The sequence below is a fragment of the Streptomyces sp. NPDC093546 genome, assembly GCF_044765045.1.
Taxonomy (GTDB): domain Bacteria; phylum Actinomycetota; class Actinomycetes; order Streptomycetales; family Streptomycetaceae; genus Streptomyces.
This window is the reverse complement of record NZ_JBIWJG010000006.1, coordinates 257186-273941: the sequence shown is the minus strand read 5'-3', so window position 1 is coordinate 273941 and position 16756 is coordinate 257186. Positions and strand designations below refer to the sequence as shown.

Sequence of the window (16756 nt, the reverse complement as noted above, 5' to 3'; positions counted from 1 at the left end):
CCATGCCCAGAGCCGGGCTTGGCTGGTGTTTACAGCGCGCTTAACCTACGGTTTCGTAACCTACGAAGCCGTAGGTATGTCACGTCCCCAGGAGTATCCGCATGACCCTCACCTCTCCCCACCTCGGCAGCTCGGAAGCGTGGACCGACGCCCGACTGCTGTACGCCTTGGAAGAGGTGGTCGAGAAGGAGCTCAACCGCCACCTGAAGGTCGTCAAGGACTGGATGCCGCACGAGTACGTGCCGTGGTCGGACGGCCGCAACTTCCCCGGCCTCTTCGAGGACGGCGAGGCCTGGGAGCCCGAGCAGTCCAAGGTGACCGACATCGGCAAGATCGCGCTGGTCGTCAACCTGCTCACCGAGGACAACCTCCCGAGCTACCACCACGAGATCGCCACCCTCTTCGGGCGCGACGGCGCCTGGGGCACCTGGGTGCACCGCTGGACCGCGGAGGAGGGCAGGCACGGCATCGTCATGCGCGACTACCTGCTCGCCTCGCGCGCGGTCGACCCGGACAAGCTGGAGCAGTTCCGGATGGCGCACATGAGCGAGGGCTTCGAGTCGGACAACCGGCACTCGATGCTGCACTCGGTCGCGTACGTCGCCTTCCAGGAGCTCGCCACCCGCATCTCGCACCGCAACACCGGCCACCAGTCCGGGGACCCGGTCTGCGACCGGATGCTGGCGCGCATCGCGACCGACGAGAACCTCCACATGGTCTTCTACCGGAACCTGCTGGGCGCCGCCTTCGAGCTCGCGCCGGACCTGACCATGCAGGCGGTACGGGACGTGGTGGTCAACTTCCGGATGCCGGGGCACGGCATGCCGGGCTTCGAGCGGGCGGCCGCGCAGATGGCCATCGGCGAGATCTACAACATGCGCATTCACCACGACGACGTTCTCCAGCCGGTGCTGCGCTTCCTGAAGGTCCTGGAGATCGACGGGCTGGGCCCGGAGGGCCTGAAGGCGCAGGAGGAGCTGGGGCTGTACATGGGCGGGCTGGACGCGGAGGCGCGCAAGTTCGACGAGAAGCTCGCGGCCCGCAAGGCGCGTCTGGCGGCACGCGCGGGCGGCTGACGGCTTTCCCGACCGGCGCCTTGTCAGCCATCGTCGCCTCCGTCGTTTTTCGGCGGAGGCGACGGTGGCTGAGTGGCACAACATGACCGGTGTACGGAGAAACGTTCCGTATCGGCCGCTGATCCACCAACACCACCCGGGAGAGTTACGGCGTTTCAGCACATTGCTGCTGATCTGCCAGGCTGGTCCGCCATGGACTCCCCTCTCCGTGCCGACTGCGACCAGTTGGGTCGTTTCTCCCATGCGCTGGGCGAATCGCTGACCTCCCTCGCGGAGGCCAGACGCGCACTGGAACACGTACGGGCCGACCAGCTCGGCACTCGCGAACTCGACGAGGCCTGCGACGGCTTCCAGGAGCGCTGGAAGTACGGCGCGGAGCAGCTGGGTATCCGGATCAAGGCCGTGCACGACGGGGTGCGGCTGAGCCACAAGGGGTACGTGCAGCTCGAGCACGCGATCGCGTCGGCGTTCCGGGCGGTGGGCCACCGTGACTGACGCCGCCTTCCCCCACTTGGGCTGGGACCCGGCGCCGGGGAGCCCGGCGGAGATCGCCGCGCTCCGGTCGAAGCTGACGTCCTCGGCGACCGCCCTGGGTACGGCGCACCGCCTGGTGCAGCAGCTCCTGGGCGAGAGCTCCTACTGGAAGGGCGAGGCCGCGGACGCCTTCCGCGAGGCCCTGGACGGCGAACTCCCCCGCTACCTGGGCAACGCCCACCGCTCCCTGACGAAGGCGGCGAGCCGCCTGGGCACGTGGCACGACTCCCTGGTCTCCTACCAGGCGACGGCCCGCCGCTACGAGACCCAGGCGGTCCTCCACGCGAAGTCCCTGCGCTCCGCGGAGTCCACCCACGCCGCGACCACCTCCCGCGCGGACGCCTCCCCCTCCGACCTCCACGCCGCGACGACGGCCCTCACCGAGGCCCGGGAAGCCCTGCAGCACGTCCGCCGCCTCGCCCGCGAGCTGGAGGAAACCCACAGGGCGGAGGCGGCTCGCGTGGCGAAGTGCCTGGACGAGGCGACGGACCGGTTGGCTCCGGAGGAGCCGGGGGTGTTGAGCCGGGCTATCGACTGGATCAGCGAGGACCTCGGAGATGTACTGTCCGACGTATCCGCTGTCATGGGATTTGCCGGCCTGGTGCTGGGCGCTGCCTTTCCCCCGCTTGGCCTCGGTCTGATGATCGTCGCCACTGGAGCGAGTATGGGCGCCCTGGGGCTGCATCTGTCGGACGACAAGGTGCGCGCCTCATTGCGGGATGGCTTCACCAAGGGTGAGTTCGATGCCGACTTTTGGGACAACGCCGTCACTCTCACCGGCGACACCTTGGGGTCCATCCCAGGGGTAGCGGCCTTGGCAGAGGGAACCAAGGCACTTCGCGCAAGTACTTCCCTGACCGGGTCTGGAACCCTGGCTGATCTGGGAGCAGGAGCACGCGAGTTCGCCGACGCTTCGAAGAGCTCGATCGATGAGCTGCGACATATCGAAAGCCCGCTTACGGAGTGGGCGCTCCGAGAAGCACATCCCAGGGTGAGGGACGGCGTGAAGTACGGCGTGCCGGCGACGGGCGCAGTGACTGCCGCCAGCCATTACTCACCCCTCGACGAAAACGAGACGGTCTCGAACTCGGCTACCGCAGTCGACGGCACGAGAGCCGCCATCGAAGACGCCCCCACATCGGCAGCTAGGCTCGCGCATGTGTGGGCCTCCCTCTCAGGATGACAACCTAGAAGGCGGTTCTCATGAACCTGGAAGACAGCACCCCATCAGTCTGGTTCCGCTTGCCCCCCGGATTTCACTCCCTCGAAAGCGTCACGCAGGAATCGCTCACCCGGGCTGTCACCACAGTCGTCCTGCCGCTGCTGGAGCAGGAGCCGACCGCCAACCGAGTTGTGCAGGAAGCATGCGTGTTGACGGAGCTCATTGAGGCACTTGCTGACAAGGGGTCCGCATATCTGGCCTTCGGCATGCATCCGGATGGCTCGCACGGCGCTTCCATGTCGCTCTTCTCGCTGTCCATGATCAGCACAGTGACCCCGTCACCACACGTGGCTGCGGCACGTGCGGGAATCACGCTGGCCGACTCTGCCGCGTGGCAAACGCGGAGTTGCAGACTTCTCGATCTGGCCACCGGTGTCCCAGGAGCAATGGTCGCCGGCATTCTTACACCGCCGGTGCCCCTAGCCCAGCGTGCAGGAGTCTCACCCTCGACGACTGAGGTGTTCCAAGCCCGCATCGCGGTTCCGCATCCGGGCGGCTCTTATGTTCTGGTCGCGGACTTGGTGAGCGCGGCCACGCGTCACGCAGATTCCTACACCGACATCCTCGAAGGAATCGCTCACACGTTCTCGTTTTCACATCCGGATGAAGGTTCCGAATCCGCGAGCACGACGCCGACTTCACGCATTCTGGAGCTTCTCACGTGACGACATCGCCGGCATCGACACCTCTGCTGAAGAGGGCCATCGATCACGCGCCGACGGTTCGAGGCCACGCCCGCCTAGTGATCAAACGCTGGGCCTGGCTCGTCTGCACGACCGTCCTCGCGGTGGCCTCCTTCTACGCATGCATCGCATGGAAGTCCATCGGGCTCACCGTCCTGTGCGTGTTCTTCTACCCGTTCATGCTGACCCTGACATTCGTGGCAGTGCGACGGACACAGCGCGTCAAGAAAATCCTGAGCACATACCCTTGGCAGGCATATCCGTGTTCGTACCCCCCGCGGGCGCTGGAGCAGCCAGTCGTGATCCGCATCAGGTTCAGCGAGCAGTACGCGCCCACCTTCCGGATCACGCCCTTCTCGGTGGAACTGGACCGCAAGCAGAACCCCCAGCCCGACATGATCTGGTTCGCCGGGGACCCCCGCTACGGTGGCGTCGTCTCGCCCGTCGGTGGGCACTACCCCGTGCGAGTCGTGCCCGAGGACATGGGGGACGGCGTGCCGGGCGGCGCTCCCGAGGAAGATGTACTCGCGGAGCGGGCCGGTCTCGTGAAGGGCGGGAAGGCTCGGCGGAGTTGAGGCTCAGCGGCGGCCGTTCCGCCTGAGCGCGTGCCGTTCCTTCTCCGAGAGGCCGCCCCAGACGCCGAACCTCTCGTCGTGCGTGAGCGCGTACTCCAGGCAGGCCTCGCGGCCCTCGCACGCCGCACACAGGCGCTTGGCGTCGCGGGTGGAGGAGCCGGGGTCCGGGAAGAAGAGTTCCGGGCCCGTCTGGGCGCAGAGGGCGGTCTCCTGCCAGGAGAGCTCGTGGTCGATCGTGGTGGGGGCATTGGCGTGGATCGGCATGGCCAACACGCTGCCCCGTCGGGATAAACGGCGCCTCAACGAATGATCAACACGCGCACGCGGATCGCTCCCCGTAAGCATGGGCTTCCGTCCGGTGATCGGCAAGAGCGCCACGCCCGCACGCATGATCGGATCATGACGTTCAGAAAGGCTCATGCCGCGTAGGCGCCCGGCGCCCCTCGGCTCCGCGGCAGGAGTCGTCCGTCGACTGCGAGGAGGTGCTCCACCTCGCCGACTGGTGGGCCGTCAGTGCGCCGCGTGGCCCCCCGCCGGGTGGTGCGGCTCATAGCCGGGGATCGTGCCGTCCGGCTTCGCCACCAGGAACAGCCCGGCCATGCCCATGTCGGAGTGGCTCTGGACGTGGCAGTGGTACATCCACGCCCCGGCGCCCACGCCCTCGCCCGCGATGATCTGGAAGCCGAAGGAGTCGGCGGGGCCGGTGATCTTGTTGTCGATGACGGGGCTCGGGTCGTCGGGGCCGGTGAGCATGCCGGTGCGGTTGTCCGCCCAGCGGTGACCGTGCATGTGGAAGGTGTGGTAGTACTCGCCGTGGGTGATCATGATGATCTCGACCCGCTCCCCCACGGTGGCCTGGAAGTTGGGGCTCTGGTGACCGGGCCGGTTGTTGATCGTCATGTCGTTGAAGACGATCGTGAACTGCTTGTCGGGGAGGACGTCGCCCTGACGCCGTACCACGACCGGCCCGTACAGGCCCTTGCGGATGCCTCCGGTGCCGTGGTCGGTACCGACGACGTGGTCGTGGTAGTGCCAGTAACCGGCGCTGCCGGCGCGCCAGGTGCCGTCCTGGCGGCGGCCGGGGGCGTGGGTGCGCCATGTGTACGTGCGGGTGCCGCCGGGTTCGACGTGGCTGCGGTTCAGTTTGGTGCCGTCGCTGGCGGTGTCGTAGTCGACGCCGTGGACGTGGAGGCTCGCGGGGACGTCCATGGTGTTCTCGAACTCGATGTGGAGGGTGTCGCCTTCGTCGAGTTCGATGAGCGGACCCGGAATCGTGGCCTTGCCCTTCTCCAGGCCGTACCCCATCTGACCATCCGGCAGCCTCTCGGCGTAGAGCTTGAGGTGGCGCACCCGGCCGCCCGCCGGCGCGGTCCTCAGGGGTGTCGCGGCCGGCGTCGCGCCCGGTGCGGCGGCTGCGGACAACGATGTCACGCCGGTCGCGGCAGCCGCGCTCGATGCCAGGAGACGCCGGTTGAAGCTCCGTCTGTCCATGCCGAACTCCCCAGTACGGTGCGGAGACTGACGGGGGCTGAGTACCCCGGGACGGCCACACCGTAGTCGTGGGCGATTCGTTTTTCCACAGGCAGGACAAAGTTCGCGCGATCGGTGCCAAGCTATTGGCGTGTCACGGAAAGAGGTCTAGCTTCGTCGTCGTTTGCTGTGACCACAGAGGGGTGGGTGAACACATGCACCGTGCACCACATCACCGGTCAAGAACACGCCGCGTCGCGGTCGCGGCCCTGGCGGCCGCCGGCCTGGCGGCCGCGCTGCTCAGCGGTACGGCCGCCACCGCCCAGCCGCACCCGGAGGATTCGCGGACAACGTTGTCCCTCCCGTCGCCGCCCGGCGGCGCCCACGTCCGCGTGCTGGTCTTCCACGCCTCCGCCACCGCCGAGTCCCCGGCCGTCAACGCCGGTATCGCCGCGATCGAGGCGATCGGCCAGTCCGGGCCGACCGCGCAGCGCTTCCGTACCGAGGCGACGGACGACGCCTCCGTCTTCACCGACGCCGCCAGGCTCGGCCGGTACAACGCGGTCGTGTTCCTGACGGGCGGCGGTGATGTGCTCGACCCGGAGCAGGAGGCGGGCCTGGAGGCGTACATGGAGGCGGGCGGCGGCTTCCTCGGCATCCACGAGGCGGCGCGCACCGAGCCGTACTCCGACTGGTTCACCGGTCTCGTCGGCGCCCGGCCCGCCGCGGGCGGCCCCACCGCCGTGCGGCGCGCGACCGTCGAGGTCGGTGACCGGCAGCACCCCGCGACCCGGCAGCTTCCCCCGACCTGGAAGCGCCCCGACAAGTGGTTCAACTGGGCGGTCAACCCCTCCGGCAGCGTGCACACGGTGGCGCGGGTGCGCGAGAGCAGCTACCGGCCGGGGCCGGGCGCCAACGGCTGGGATCACCCCGTCTCCTGGTGCCGCGACTACGACGGCGGCCGCTCCTTCTACACGGGCATGGGCGGTACGGCCGAGTCGTTCGCCGAGACCGACTTCCGCGAGCATCTGCGCGGCGCCCTGCTGTGGACCACCCGGCTGGTCCGCGCCGACTGCAAGGCCACCATCGACGCCAACTACCGGAGCGAGCGTCTGACCCGGCCCAACCAGCCGGGCACGAACGACCAGATCGGCGAGCCGCACGGTCTGGTGGCCGCCCCGGACGGCCGTGTCCTCTACATCGGGCGCGGCGGCGCCGACTCCTCCCAGCCCGTGGTCACCGACTGGAACGACCCGGACATCGGCAAGGGAAGCGGCGAGATCCACGTCTACGACCCGAGGACGAAGGAAGTGCGGCTCGCGGGCGCGCTCACGGTCTTCGGCAACAAGGGCGGCGGGGATGAGCTGACGAAGAACGAGGAGGGGCTCCTCGGGATCGAGCTCGACCCCGGCTTCCTGTCGAACGGCTGGGTGTACCTGCACTACACGCCCCACTCCCGGATCAACCGCGACACCCACATGGCGGAGCGGTACGTCTCACGCTTCACCCTCGACCCCGCCACGAACAAGCTCGACCTCAGCAGTGAAAAGGTGCTGCTGAAGTGGCCGGTGCAGATCCACAGCTGCTGCCACGCGGGCGGCGGCATGGCCTGGGACTCCAAGGAGAACCTGTACATCGCCACCGGCGACAACAACTCCAGCGGCTTCAGCGGCGGCTACTCCGGCAACAACCCGGAGCCCGTCTTCAAGGGGGTCTCCTTCGCCGACGCCCGGCGCACCTCCGGCAACACCAACAACCTCAACGGCAAGATCCTGCGCATCCACCCCGAGGACGACGGCACGTACACGATCCCGGAGGGCAACCTCTTCACGGGCAAGGAGCCGGACGAGGGCGGCGGCAAGACGCGCGGCGAGATCTATGTGATGGGGGTGCGCAACCCGGCGCGCATCTTCGTCGACAAGACGACGGACGTCCTGTACGCCGGGTGGGTCGGCCCCGACGCCGGTACGCCGTCGACCACGTGGGGCCCCGCCAAGTACGACACCTTCACCGCCATCACCAAGGCGGGCAACCACGGCTGGCCGTACTGCATGGGCAACAACCAGCCCTACCGGGACCGGAATCTGCCCGATCCGAGCAAGCCGCTCGGCTGGTACGACTGCTCCGCGCCGAAGAACGAGTCGCCCCACAACGACGGCCTGGTGAACCTGCCGCCCGTCACGCCCAACTCCATCTGGTACTCGCCGCAGGGCGGCGGCCCCGACTTCCCGAGGGACGCGAGCGGCGTGCCCAGCTACCGGACGGAGGAGCAGAAGCTGCTGCTGCCGTGGCTCAAGGGCGGCGGCCAGGCGACCATGAACGGGCCGGTGTACCGGTACGACGCGAGGAGCGCCGGCACCGGCGCGTGGCCGGCGTACTGGGACGGCAAGTGGTTCGTGGGCGACTTCTACGACGGGGACCAGCCGCGCCACGCCGTGCTGATGGACCCGAGGACGGTCGGCCAGGGTGGCCTGCCCGTCCACGCGGAGTCCTTGAAGAAGATCATCCCGGTCGGCGCGAACGGCATCCGCAACCTCATGGACTGGAAGTTCGCGCCCGACGGCTCCCTGTACGTCCTCGACTACGGCCGCGGCTTCTTCACCTCCGACCCCAAGTCCGCGCTGTGGCGCGTGACCTACCAGGGCGGCGGGCCGACGCCCGCCGCCGAGGACCTGGCGAGGAAGGCGGCAGCGCAGTGAGACACCGCTACCCGAGGACGCGGAGGGCCGTGTGGACGGCGCTGCTCGCCTCCGTGCTGATGGTGCTGGGGCTGACCTCGAACGCCGCGTACGGGCGCCCGGACAACCGTGCGCAGGCCGCGGCCGCGGCCACGGGCTCGGCCTCGGCGGAGCAGGTGCTGACCTGGACCGCCGGCGACCCCATCGACCGCTACCTGTCCTTCCCGGCCACCGCGGTGGCCGGCCCGGCGACGATCGTCTTCGAGAACAGCGCGGCCACCGGCAACACCACGGGCATGCCGCACACCCTGACGTTCGACGTCTCCGACCCGGAGTACAACAACGACGTCCGGCTGAACATCCTGGCCAACCCCAGTGACGACCAGGGCGGCAAGCACACCGCCCAGGTCACGCTGACGCCCGGACGGTACCGCTTCTACTGCACCATCCCCGGCCACGGGGCGATGCAGGGCATCCTCACCGTGACGGAGGCGGGCGGCGGCGAGGACACCACCGCGCCCGAGACCTCGGCGAAGGTGGAGGGCGAGCGGAACGCCGACGGCGCGTACATCGGCCACGCCAACGTCACCGTCTCGGCGACCGACGCCGGATCGGGCGTGAACCGGATCGAGTACGCGGTCGGCGCCACCGGCGCCTGGCAGACGTACACCGCACCCGTGATGATCCATGAAGTCGGCACCCACAAGGTCCGCTACCGCGCCACCGACAAGGCGGGCAACACGGCCGCCGAAAAGGCGGTCGACTTCACCGTGGTCGCCCCGCCGACGGACGACAAGACGCCACCCGAGACATCGGCGACGGTCAGCGGCGAGAAGGACGCCGAAGGCCGGTACCTGGGGATGGCGACGGTCACCGTGACCGCCTCCGACGCGGGGTCCGGCGTCAACACCATCGAGTACGCGGTCGGCGCCGCCGGCGCCTGGCAGACGTACACCGCACCCGTGATGGTCCACGAGACCGGCACGCACACCGTGCGGTACCGGGCCACGGACCGGGCGGGGAACACGGCCGCCGAAAAGGCGGTCGACTTCACCGTGGTCGCCCCGCCGACGGACGACAAGACGCCGCCCGAGACGTCGGCCGCGGTGACGGGCGAGAAGAACGCGGACGGCGCGTACATCGGCCGGGCCACTGTGACGGTCACCGCGACCGATTCGGGATCCGGGGTGGAGAAGACCGAGTACTCGCTGGACGGCGGACCGTACCTGGCGTACACGGCGCCGGTGGTCGTGGACCGGGTGGGCTACCACACCCTGCTGCACCGGGCCACGGACAAGGCGGGCAACACCTCGGCCGCCCGGCAGGTCGGCTTCAACGTCGCGGAGGGCGGCGGCGTCCCGGCGCCCCAGTGCCCCGAGCACGACGAGAGGCTCACGGTCATCGTGGGCACGGTGGACACGGGTGTGCCGAACCGGATGACGCGCGGCCGCTGCACCGTCAACGAGCTGATCGAGGACGAGAAGGACTGGTCGTCGCACGCGCTGTTCCTCAAGCACGTGGACGCGGTCCTCGACCGGCTGCTCACCGAGGGGGTCATCGACGCGCGCGAGCACCGCACGATCTACCGGGCGGCCAAGGAGTCCGGCATCGGCAAGCCCGGGCAGACCAGCGGGTACCGGACGCTGTTCGACGGCTCGGCGGAGACGTTCGCCAGGTGGCAGCACGTGGGCGGCGGCCGGTTCGGCCTGAACGGCGACGGCTCGATGACGAGCAGTACGACGGTCCCGGGCATGGGCATGCTGTGGTTCCCGCAGCGGCAGTACGGGGACTTCTCGCTCAAGCTCCAGTGGCGGGACGACGCACCGGGCGCGGGCAACGCCAACTCCGGTGTCTTCGTCCGCTTCCCGTACGTCCACGAGCACCCCGAGGAGCCGCGGCCGGAGTGGGTCGCGATCAAGTTCGGGCACGAAATACAGGTTCTGGACCGGCCGGACGGCGACATGTACAAGACCGGTTCGGTCTACGGCTTCGACCGCGTGGGGCTCGGCGGCGCGGGCGTCACCCCGAAGGGCACCTGGAACGACTACGAGATCCGGGTGGAGGGCCAGCACTACTCGGTCTTCCGCAACGGCGTCCTGATCAACGAGTTCGACAACACCGGCGGTCAGGAGTTCTCCCCGCCGCGCGCCGACGACCCGGGCACGGACGGCCGGCGGTACGCCACCGGCTACATCGGGCTCCAGGTCCACGGCACGACCGATGTCATCTCGTACCGCGACATCCGGATCAAGGAGCTCTGACCGGCCGTCATGCCGCTGCGCCCGGGCCGCTCGGCCCGGGCGCCGCACCGGACGCAGCTCAGGGGACGGGCCGGTCCCGTTCGAGGAACTCCTCGAGGATGCCCGGACGGGCCGCGACGGCGAGGGCCACGGCGTCGTCGGCCGCCACGTCGCGTACGGGGTAGGCGTGTGCCCCCGCGGCCACGGCGGCCGTGAGCGTGACGAGGCCGGCGCGGTGGCCGAACGGCGAGGTCGAGAACGTCCAGGCGACGATCCCCGAGCGTTCCAGGGCGAGGGTGTCGCGGCTGAACGTACCGGACCTGACGAGGAGGTGGGAGCCGTGCACGGCGTGGCCGAGGCTCGCGTAGGCATCCCGGGCGAGCAGCACCGTCACGGCCGTCGCGCCCAGTGCGTACATCCAGGCGGCGTGCAGGAACACGGGTGTGAGGACCGCTCCGAGCACGAGAAGCGCGAGCGTCGCCGGCAGGACGGCGAGCAGCATCCCCCGCGTCGTCCGGCGGCGCAGTGCGGCCCTGGGGTGCGGGGTGAGCGGGACCGCGTCCACCAGACGTACGGGGATGCGCAGCGCTCCGGCGAGGACGCGCAGGGCCTCGCCGCGCGGTGCCGGTGGGAGCAGGGCGCCGCGTGCGTGGGCCTCCTCCTTGTCGCCGAGGCCGCCCGCCACCGCGGCCGCGCTCGCGCCTCCGGCGGCCCGCAGCAGCAGCGGCTCGCGGAGCAGCACGCCGTGCAGCCGGCTGCGTTCCAGCGCGACCGATCGGGTGGTCAGCAGTCCGCGCCGTACGGTGAGGGTGTCCCCGTCGGTCCAGGCGGCGCGGTAGCCCCACCAGTTCTCCGCGTACACGGCGAGGGCGCCGAGGGACCCGAGGGCGGTCACGACGACCAGGGCCGCGGGGACGGTCAGCCACAGCGGTCTCGCTCCTCACGCTGCCCGCCGCGGAGGACATCTCAGGCGAGTGGGCGGTCGAGCGCGGCTGGGTCGGCGGACAGCGGCCGTGACCTGATCGTCCTTCGCCGACACCGCTGACCGATCGACACCCCAGGCCCTAGTCCGCCGCCTTCTTGGCGCGGCTCGGCTGCACCCGCTTGGGCTCGCCCGGCATCTTCGGGTAGTCCGGCGGGTACGGCATGTCGGCCAGGCCGTGGTCGCGCTCGTCCCGGTCGGCCAGCTCCAACAGGCTGTCCAGGGTGAAGGCGTGGTCGTCCATGTCCGCGTGGACGTCGCCGTGGTCGGCGTACCGCACGGGCATGGTCGCCAGGTCGAAGTCGCGCGGGTCGACGTCGTCGAGCTCCTCCCAGCGCAGCGGGGCGGAGACCGGGGCGTGCGGCCTGGGGCGGATGGAGTAGGCGGAGGCGATGGTGCGGTCGCGCGCGGTCTGGTTGTAGTCGAAGAAGATCTTTTCGCCTCTTTCCTCCTTCCACCAGGCGGTGGTGACCCGGCCCGGCATGCGCCGCTCCAGGGCGCGGCCGAGCGCGATGGCGGCCCGGCGCACGCCGGTGAACTCCCACCGCGGTTCGATCGGCACGAAGACGTGGAGACCGCGCCCGCCGGACGTCTTGAGCCAGCCGCGCAGGCCGTACTCCTCCAGCAGGGCCCGCAGCTCGTGCGCGGCGGCCACCGCCTCCGGGAAGCCGGTTCCGGGCTGCGGGTCCAGGTCGACGCGCAGCTCGTCGGGGTGGTCGGTACGGTCGCCTCGCACCGGCCAGGGGTGGAAGGTGAGCGTGCCGAGGTTGGCCGCCCAGATCACGGTGGCGATCTCGGTGGGGCGGATCTCGTCGGCGTAGCGGCCGCTGGGAAAGGTGATGTGGGCCGTGGGGATCCACTCGGGGAGGTTCTTGGGGGCGCGCTTCTGGAAGAAGGACTCGCCCTCGACGCCGTCGACGAAGCGCTCCAGGGTGGTGGGCCGGTCGCGCAGGGCGCGGACGATGCCCTCGCGTACGGCGAGGAAGTAGCGCGCCACGTCCAGCTTCGTGAAGCCGCGCTCCGGGAAGTAGATCTTGTCCGGGTTGGACAGGCGTACGGTACGCCCGCCGGCCTCCAGCTCCACCGCGTTTCCCATACGCGCCACAGTAGGCGGCAGGCATATACCTCGCATATCGGCACAGATGAGCGTCGGCCAGTAAAGAGGGGCAGAATCGGGCCATGGATCTGCCGGTGATGCCACCCGTCAAGCCGATGCTGGCCAAGTCCGTCAAGAAGATCCCGCCCGGCATGCACTACGAGGCCAAGTGGGACGGCTTCCGTGCGATCGTGCACCGGGACGGCGACGAGCTGGTGATCGGCAGCCGTACCGGCAAGCCGCTGACCCGGTACTTCCCCGAGCTGGTCGCGGCTCTCCCGGAGCGGCTCCCCGAGCGCTGCGTCGTCGACGGCGAGATCGTGATCGCCCACGAAGGGCGGCTCGACTTCGACAAGCTCACCGAGCGCATCCACCCGGCCGCCTCCCGCGTGAAGATGCTCGCCGAGCGCACGCCCGCCCGGTTCATCGCCTTCGACCTGCTCGCCCTCGGTGACGCGTCCCTGCTGAACACGCCCCTGACCGAACGCCGGGCGCTGCTCACCGAGGCCCTGGAGGGCGTCGACGCCCCGGTCCACCTGGCGCCGTCCACCACCGACATCGACGTGGCCCGGCACTGGTTCGAGCAGTACGAGGGCGCCGGGCTCGACGGCGTGATCGCCAAGCCGCTGGACCTGCCCTACCGCCCGGACGCCCGGCTCATGTACAAGATCAAGCACGAGCGCACCGCCGATGTCGTCGTGGCCGGCTACCGCTTCCACAAGACCGGGAACGTCATCGGCTCGCTGCTGCTCGGCCTGTACGACGACAACGGCGCGCTCCAGCACGTCGGGGTGTGCGCCGCGTTCTCCGACAAGCGGCGCGCGGAGCTCGTGGAGGAGCTGGAGCCGCTGCGCATGGAGACGCCCGACGGCCACCCCTGGGCCGCCTGGGCGGACGAGGCCGCCCACGAGACCGCGCGGCTGCCCGGGGCGCCGAGCCGCTGGTCGGGCAAGAAGGACCTGTCCTGGGTGCCGCTGCGGCCGGAGCGGGTGTGCGAGGTCGGCTACGACCACATGGAGGGCAACCGCTTCCGGCACACGGCGCAGTTCCGCCGATGGCGGCCTGACCGTACGCCGGAGAGCTGCGGCTACGGGCAGTTGGAGGAGCCGGTCTCGTACGACTTGGGCGCCGTGCTGTCGGGGTCGGGGGGCTGAGCCGCGCCGGGTGACGGGGACTCGGTCGGTGTGGGCGATGGTGTGGGCGTGGGCGGCGGGCATGGGGGGTCGGTGGGCGTCGGGGTCGGCGACGGAGTAGGAGTCGGGTCCGTGGGCGTCGGGGTCGGGGTCGGCGTGGGCGATGGTGTGGGTGTGGGGGTGGGGGTGGGGGTGGGCGACCCCGGGGACGGGGACGGGGACGGGGACGGGATCGGAGGCCGGCTCGGCGACGGGGTGCCGGGCGGCCGTGGCGTGGAGGTCGGGCGGGGCGAGGGCTGCGGGCCCACCACGATGCCGCCGCCCGGACGCGGACTCGGCGCGGGCCTGGGCCTCGCGGGCGCCGGCTGCGCGCCCGCGCCCGCACCCGGGCTCACCGGCAGCACTCCCCGCCCGTCCGGCACCGGGTGCGCGCCCCGCTGGTAGAAGGCGAGCCACGACAGCACGGTGCGCAGGTAGGCGGACGAGTGGTTGTAGCTGAGGATCGCCCGGCCGAGGTCGGCCCGGACGGTCAGCGTCCGGTCGCCCGCGCACAGGTAGTGCCCGGCGGCCAGCGCCGCGTCGTGGATGTTGTCCGGGTCGGCGCGCCCGTCGCCGTTGCCGTCCGTACCCCAGCGGGCCCACGTCGAGGGGATGAACTGCATCGGGCCGACCGCCCGGTCGAACGTCCGGTCCCCGTCGTACACGCCGTCGTCGGTGTCCGTGATCCGGGCGAAGCCGACGCCGTCGAGCACCGGGCCCAGGATGGGCGAGAGCGTGGTGCCGTACGCGTCGACGCGGCCGCCGCGCGCCTGGCCCGACTCCACCTTGCCGATCGCGGCGAGCAGCTCCCACGGCAGCCGGCAGCCCGGGTCGGTCCGGGCCACGGCGGCCTCGGCGCGCCGGTACGCGGCCAGCACGGTCGCCGGGATGCCCGCCTGGACCGGTCCGGGACTCACCGACTGCCCGGCCTCCACCGCTGCCCCGATCGCCCCCGGAGGCCGAGCGGCCCCAGGGGCCGCGGGCGTGACCAGCGGCGGGAGTTCGGTGTGGTAGGCGTCGTCGGACGGCGGGGCCGGGGTGGTGTCGTGCCGCGCCGCGGATTCGTCGGGGCGGGGCGCCTGGGACGGTACGAAGCCGGGGGCCTGCGAGGCGGTGAGGGCGGCCATCGCGGCGACGGCCGCGGCGGTCCCGGTCACCGCCCGCCGCACCCGCACACGCCCGAGCTTCCGCCCGCGCTCCCGACCGAGCCCGCGACCGGCCCGGGGCCTCATGAGGCCGCCCCCAGGGTGTCGATGGCGCTGACCCGCCAGGCGCCGCCGACGCGTACCGCCTCCACCGCGAACATGGCGGCGCCGTACGTCGTGGCGTCCTTCGCTGCCGGTGCCTTGGCGGCGGTGCGCGTGTTGGTCTGGTCGGCGTAGACGAGCACCCGGGCCCGGTCGCCGTTGATGCGCTCCACTCCGCTCTCCGTGACCGTGGTGGTGAGGACGAGCTTGTGCCGCGCGGCCTGTGCGCGTACGGGCGCCAGCATCGCGCGGTGCTGCTCGACCGCCCGGCCGGTGAGGTGGGTCTTGGCGGCACGGTCGGCTTCGGCGGGGCTGGCGTAGTTGTACGAGAAGAGTTCGCCCACCGCCTTGGTCAGCTGGCCCTTGACCTCGCTGGTGCGAGCCGTGTCCGTCAGGGCGGTGTTGCGCACGGCCGGATCGTCGCGGAGGGCCGCCGCCTCGCCGTCGGCCCAGGCGGCGAGGCCGCCCAGCAGCACGGTGAGCGCGGCGAGCGCGCCGAGCACCACGGGTGGCCTGCGACGGCGGGGTGGTGGCGGTGCCTGCGGCGGTGCGGGGGACCTGGGCGCCGGCGCGGAACCGGGCGAGGCCCGCGTCGTGTGCGTGGCGGCCAGGCGGCGCTGCCGGTTGATGAGGTGTCGGGTCGTCGACGACATGGGAGCTCCTCTCAGTCCACTCGTTCCGCGGCGGTGCTGCCGACCGGTGCCTGGCCGAGCGCGCTGAGCTTCCACCCCTCGGGGGTGCGGGTGAGCTCCCCGAGCAGACGGCTCTGCTTCGCCGTCGGCTTGCCCTCGGAGGGGGTCACCGTGATCCGCAGGGCGACCATCACGCGGGCCCGGCCCGCACGCGCGTCCAGCTCGGTCACCGCGCCGGACAGCACCTTCGCGCTGGTCACGGTCTTGGCCTCGCGGATCTGCTGCTCGAACCGCGCGCGGCCCTCCGTCAGTTGGGTGCGCAGCTCGCCGGTGGCGGAGTCCTGCCAGGTGTCGAGACCGCGGCGCAGGTCGCGGTGGTCGAGGGTGTTCATGTTCTGCACGGCCTGCTCCCCGGCGGCGAGGACCTCGTCCCGCGTCTTCGCGTACGCGGCGGAGTCGTCGTGCGCGGCCGCGTACCAGGACCAGCCGGCCCAGCCCGCCCAGCCGGCGCCGCCGGCCGCGAGGAGGGCCAGGGCGACGACCGGCGCCAGGAGCGGGTTCCTGCGCGGCGTGGCGTTGCGCGTACGTTCCATCGGCGTGACGGCCTCTCTAGCGTGCGGTGATGTCGACGATCCGCCAGTGGCCGCCCCGCAGTTCGGCGGTGACGGACAGCTGGGCGGCGACCGTGGTGGCGGGTTTCCCGGCGCGCTGGGCGACCTGGTCGAGGAAGACCAGGAGGTGCGCGTCGCGGTCGGTGAGCCGCGTGACCCCGGCGCGTACGACATGGGTGGTGAGCGTCAGCTTCTGCCGCGCGGCCCGCTGCTCTACCTCGGTGAAGAGCGTCTCGTACTGCCGTGCCGCCTTGCCCGCGAGGAGCTGCCGCGCCGCCTGCCGGGTCGAGGCGGTGTCCTGCGGGGCGTACGAGAAGACGCGCCCGAGCGCGCCGCCGACCTCGCCGACGACCCGCTCGGTGGTCCGGGTGTCGGCGAGCGCGCGGTTGTCCAGGGCCGGGGAGTCGGCCAGCTCCTCGGTACGCCAGAGCAGCCAGCCGCCGGCCAGCAGCAGGAGGGCGGTGAGCAGGGCCGCCGTACGGCGATACCTCAGAAAGCTCCGGACGTGGACCTCGTCTCTCGTGGTCACCTCTCCCCT

General features: G+C 71.0%; 16 protein-coding genes. 8 read left to right on the top strand and 8 right to left on the bottom strand.

Annotation, left to right across the window (positions count from 1 at the left end):
• Positions 1–101 precede the first annotated feature (101 nt).
• From ACIRNI_RS16220 to ACIRNI_RS16200, 5 genes are all read left to right on the top strand, one after another.
• Positions 102–1076 carry an acyl-ACP desaturase gene (locus tag ACIRNI_RS16220; RefSeq protein WP_355357624.1) on the top strand — a complete coding sequence of 325 codons (975 nt, stop codon included), beginning with the start codon at positions 102–104 and terminating at the stop codon, positions 1074–1076.
• Positions 1077–1268: 192 nt separating this feature from the next.
• Entirely contained in the window at positions 1269–1571 is a 303-nt protein-coding gene (locus tag ACIRNI_RS16215) for a hypothetical protein (RefSeq protein ID WP_403552051.1), read from the top strand.
• Positions 1564–2793 (top strand): putative T7SS-secreted protein, encoded by a 1230-nt coding sequence (locus tag ACIRNI_RS16210; RefSeq protein WP_403552050.1) that lies wholly within the window; start codon positions 1564–1566, stop codon positions 2791–2793. Before ACIRNI_RS16215 ends, ACIRNI_RS16210 begins: the two co-directional genes overlap by 8 nt.
• A gap of 20 nt (positions 2794–2813) precedes the next feature.
• Entirely contained in the window at positions 2814–3497 is a 684-nt protein-coding gene (locus ACIRNI_RS16205) for a hypothetical protein (RefSeq protein WP_403552049.1), read from the top strand.
• Positions 3494–4090 (top strand): hypothetical protein, encoded by a 597-nt coding sequence (locus tag ACIRNI_RS16200; RefSeq protein WP_403552048.1) that lies wholly within the window; start codon positions 3494–3496, stop codon positions 4088–4090. The genes ACIRNI_RS16205 and ACIRNI_RS16200 overlap by 4 nt, the downstream gene beginning before the upstream one ends.
• 3 nt (positions 4091–4093) lie before the next feature.
• Here the strand turns inward: ACIRNI_RS16200 and ACIRNI_RS16195 are convergent, their stop codons facing one another.
• Both ACIRNI_RS16195 and ACIRNI_RS16190 read right to left on the bottom strand, forming a co-directional pair.
• A complete protein-coding gene (locus ACIRNI_RS16195) occupies positions 4094–4354 on the bottom strand; it encodes a WhiB family transcriptional regulator (protein ID WP_403552047.1) in 261 nt (86 codons plus the stop codon).
• A 246-nt stretch (positions 4355–4600) separates the two neighbouring features.
• A complete protein-coding gene (locus ACIRNI_RS16190) occupies positions 4601–5581 on the bottom strand; it encodes a multicopper oxidase domain-containing protein (RefSeq protein ID WP_403552046.1) in 981 nt (326 codons plus the stop codon).
• 194 nt (positions 5582–5775) lie between these two features.
• On the opposite strand from ACIRNI_RS16190, the gene ACIRNI_RS16185 reads away from it, so the two are divergent.
• The gene (locus ACIRNI_RS16185) at positions 5776–8259 is read left to right on the top strand and encodes a ThuA domain-containing protein (RefSeq protein ID WP_403552045.1); all 2484 of its coding nucleotides are present in this window, start codon (positions 5776–5778) and stop codon (positions 8257–8259) included.
• 59 nt (positions 8260–8318) lie between these two features.
• Positions 8319–10499, top strand: a complete 2181-nt coding sequence (locus tag ACIRNI_RS16180; RefSeq protein WP_403552208.1) for an OmpL47-type beta-barrel domain-containing protein — start codon at positions 8319–8321, stop codon at positions 10497–10499.
• Positions 10500–10557: 58 nt separating this feature from the next.
• Here the strand turns inward: ACIRNI_RS16180 and ACIRNI_RS16175 are convergent, their stop codons facing one another.
• Together ACIRNI_RS16175 and ligD are read right to left on the bottom strand one after the other, a co-directional pair.
• Positions 10558–11373 carry a PH domain-containing protein gene (locus tag ACIRNI_RS16175; RefSeq protein WP_403552044.1) on the bottom strand — a complete coding sequence of 272 codons (816 nt, stop codon included), beginning with the start codon at positions 11371–11373 and terminating at the stop codon, positions 10558–10560.
• A 169-nt stretch (positions 11374–11542) separates the two neighbouring features.
• On the bottom strand, positions 11543–12556 hold the full coding sequence (ligD, locus tag ACIRNI_RS16170) for a non-homologous end-joining DNA ligase (RefSeq protein WP_403552043.1): 1014 nt from the start codon (positions 12554–12556) through the stop codon (positions 11543–11545).
• Between the two features lie 83 nt (positions 12557–12639).
• Here ligD and ACIRNI_RS16165 point away from each other — a divergent pair, with 83 nt between their 5' ends.
• Positions 12640–13710, top strand: a complete 1071-nt coding sequence (locus ACIRNI_RS16165; protein WP_403552042.1) for an ATP-dependent DNA ligase — start codon at positions 12640–12642, stop codon at positions 13708–13710.
• Here ACIRNI_RS16165 and ACIRNI_RS16160 read toward each other — a convergent pair.
• The 4 genes from ACIRNI_RS16160 to ACIRNI_RS16145 all read right to left on the bottom strand — a co-directional run bounded on the left by ACIRNI_RS16160 (position 13644) and on the right by ACIRNI_RS16145 (position 16747).
• On the bottom strand, positions 13644–14855 hold the full coding sequence (locus tag ACIRNI_RS16160; protein ID WP_403552207.1) for a lytic transglycosylase domain-containing protein: 1212 nt from the start codon (positions 14853–14855) through the stop codon (positions 13644–13646). The two genes, ACIRNI_RS16165 and ACIRNI_RS16160, sit on opposite strands and share 67 nt — an antisense overlap.
• A gap of 101 nt (positions 14856–14956) precedes the next feature.
• Positions 14957–15628, bottom strand: coding sequence for a hypothetical protein (locus ACIRNI_RS16155; RefSeq protein ID WP_403552041.1), 672 nt, complete (start codon positions 15626–15628; stop codon positions 14957–14959).
• An 11-nt stretch (positions 15629–15639) separates the two neighbouring features.
• Positions 15640–16200: a nuclear transport factor 2 family protein gene (locus ACIRNI_RS16150; RefSeq protein WP_403552040.1), complete on the bottom strand. Its 561-nt coding sequence runs from the start codon at positions 16198–16200 to the stop codon at positions 15640–15642.
• Between the two features lie 16 nt (positions 16201–16216).
• Positions 16217–16747, bottom strand: a complete 531-nt coding sequence (locus tag ACIRNI_RS16145; protein WP_403552039.1) for a hypothetical protein — start codon at positions 16745–16747, stop codon at positions 16217–16219.
• Positions 16748–16756: the final 9 nt, after the last annotated feature.

Excerpts from the sequence above, each read along its gene's own strand:
- ACIRNI_RS16215 (WP_403552051.1), top strand. The coding sequence starts at position 1,269 with ATGGACTCCCCTCTCCGTGCCGACTGCGACCAGTTGGGTCGTTTCTCC.
- ACIRNI_RS16165 (WP_403552042.1), top strand. The coding sequence starts at position 12,640 with ATGGATCTGCCGGTGATGCCACCCGTCAAGCCGATGCTGGCCAAGTCC.
- ACIRNI_RS16190 (WP_403552046.1), bottom strand. The coding sequence starts at position 5,581 with ATGGACAGACGGAGCTTCAACCGGCGTCTCCTGGCATCGAGCGCGGCT.
- ACIRNI_RS16150 (WP_403552040.1), bottom strand. The coding sequence starts at position 16,200 with ATGGAACGTACGCGCAACGCCACGCCGCGCAGGAACCCGCTCCTGGCG.
- ACIRNI_RS16220 (WP_355357624.1), top strand. The coding sequence starts at position 102 with ATGACCCTCACCTCTCCCCACCTCGGCAGCTCGGAAGCGTGGACCGAC.
- ACIRNI_RS16155 (WP_403552041.1), bottom strand. The coding sequence starts at position 15,628 with ATGTCGTCGACGACCCGACACCTCATCAACCGGCAGCGCCGCCTGGCC.
- ACIRNI_RS16185 (WP_403552045.1), top strand. The coding sequence starts at position 5,776 with ATGCACCGTGCACCACATCACCGGTCAAGAACACGCCGCGTCGCGGTC.
- ACIRNI_RS16195 (WP_403552047.1), bottom strand. The coding sequence starts at position 4,354 with ATGCCGATCCACGCCAATGCCCCCACCACGATCGACCACGAGCTCTCC.
- ACIRNI_RS16180 (WP_403552208.1), top strand. The coding sequence starts at position 8,319 with ATGGTGCTGGGGCTGACCTCGAACGCCGCGTACGGGCGCCCGGACAAC.
- ACIRNI_RS16160 (WP_403552207.1), bottom strand. The coding sequence starts at position 14,855 with ATGGCCGCCCTCACCGCCTCGCAGGCCCCCGGCTTCGTACCGTCCCAG.
- ACIRNI_RS16205 (WP_403552049.1), top strand. The coding sequence starts at position 2,814 with ATGAACCTGGAAGACAGCACCCCATCAGTCTGGTTCCGCTTGCCCCCC.
- ligD (WP_403552043.1), bottom strand. The coding sequence starts at position 12,556 with ATGGGAAACGCGGTGGAGCTGGAGGCCGGCGGGCGTACCGTACGCCTG.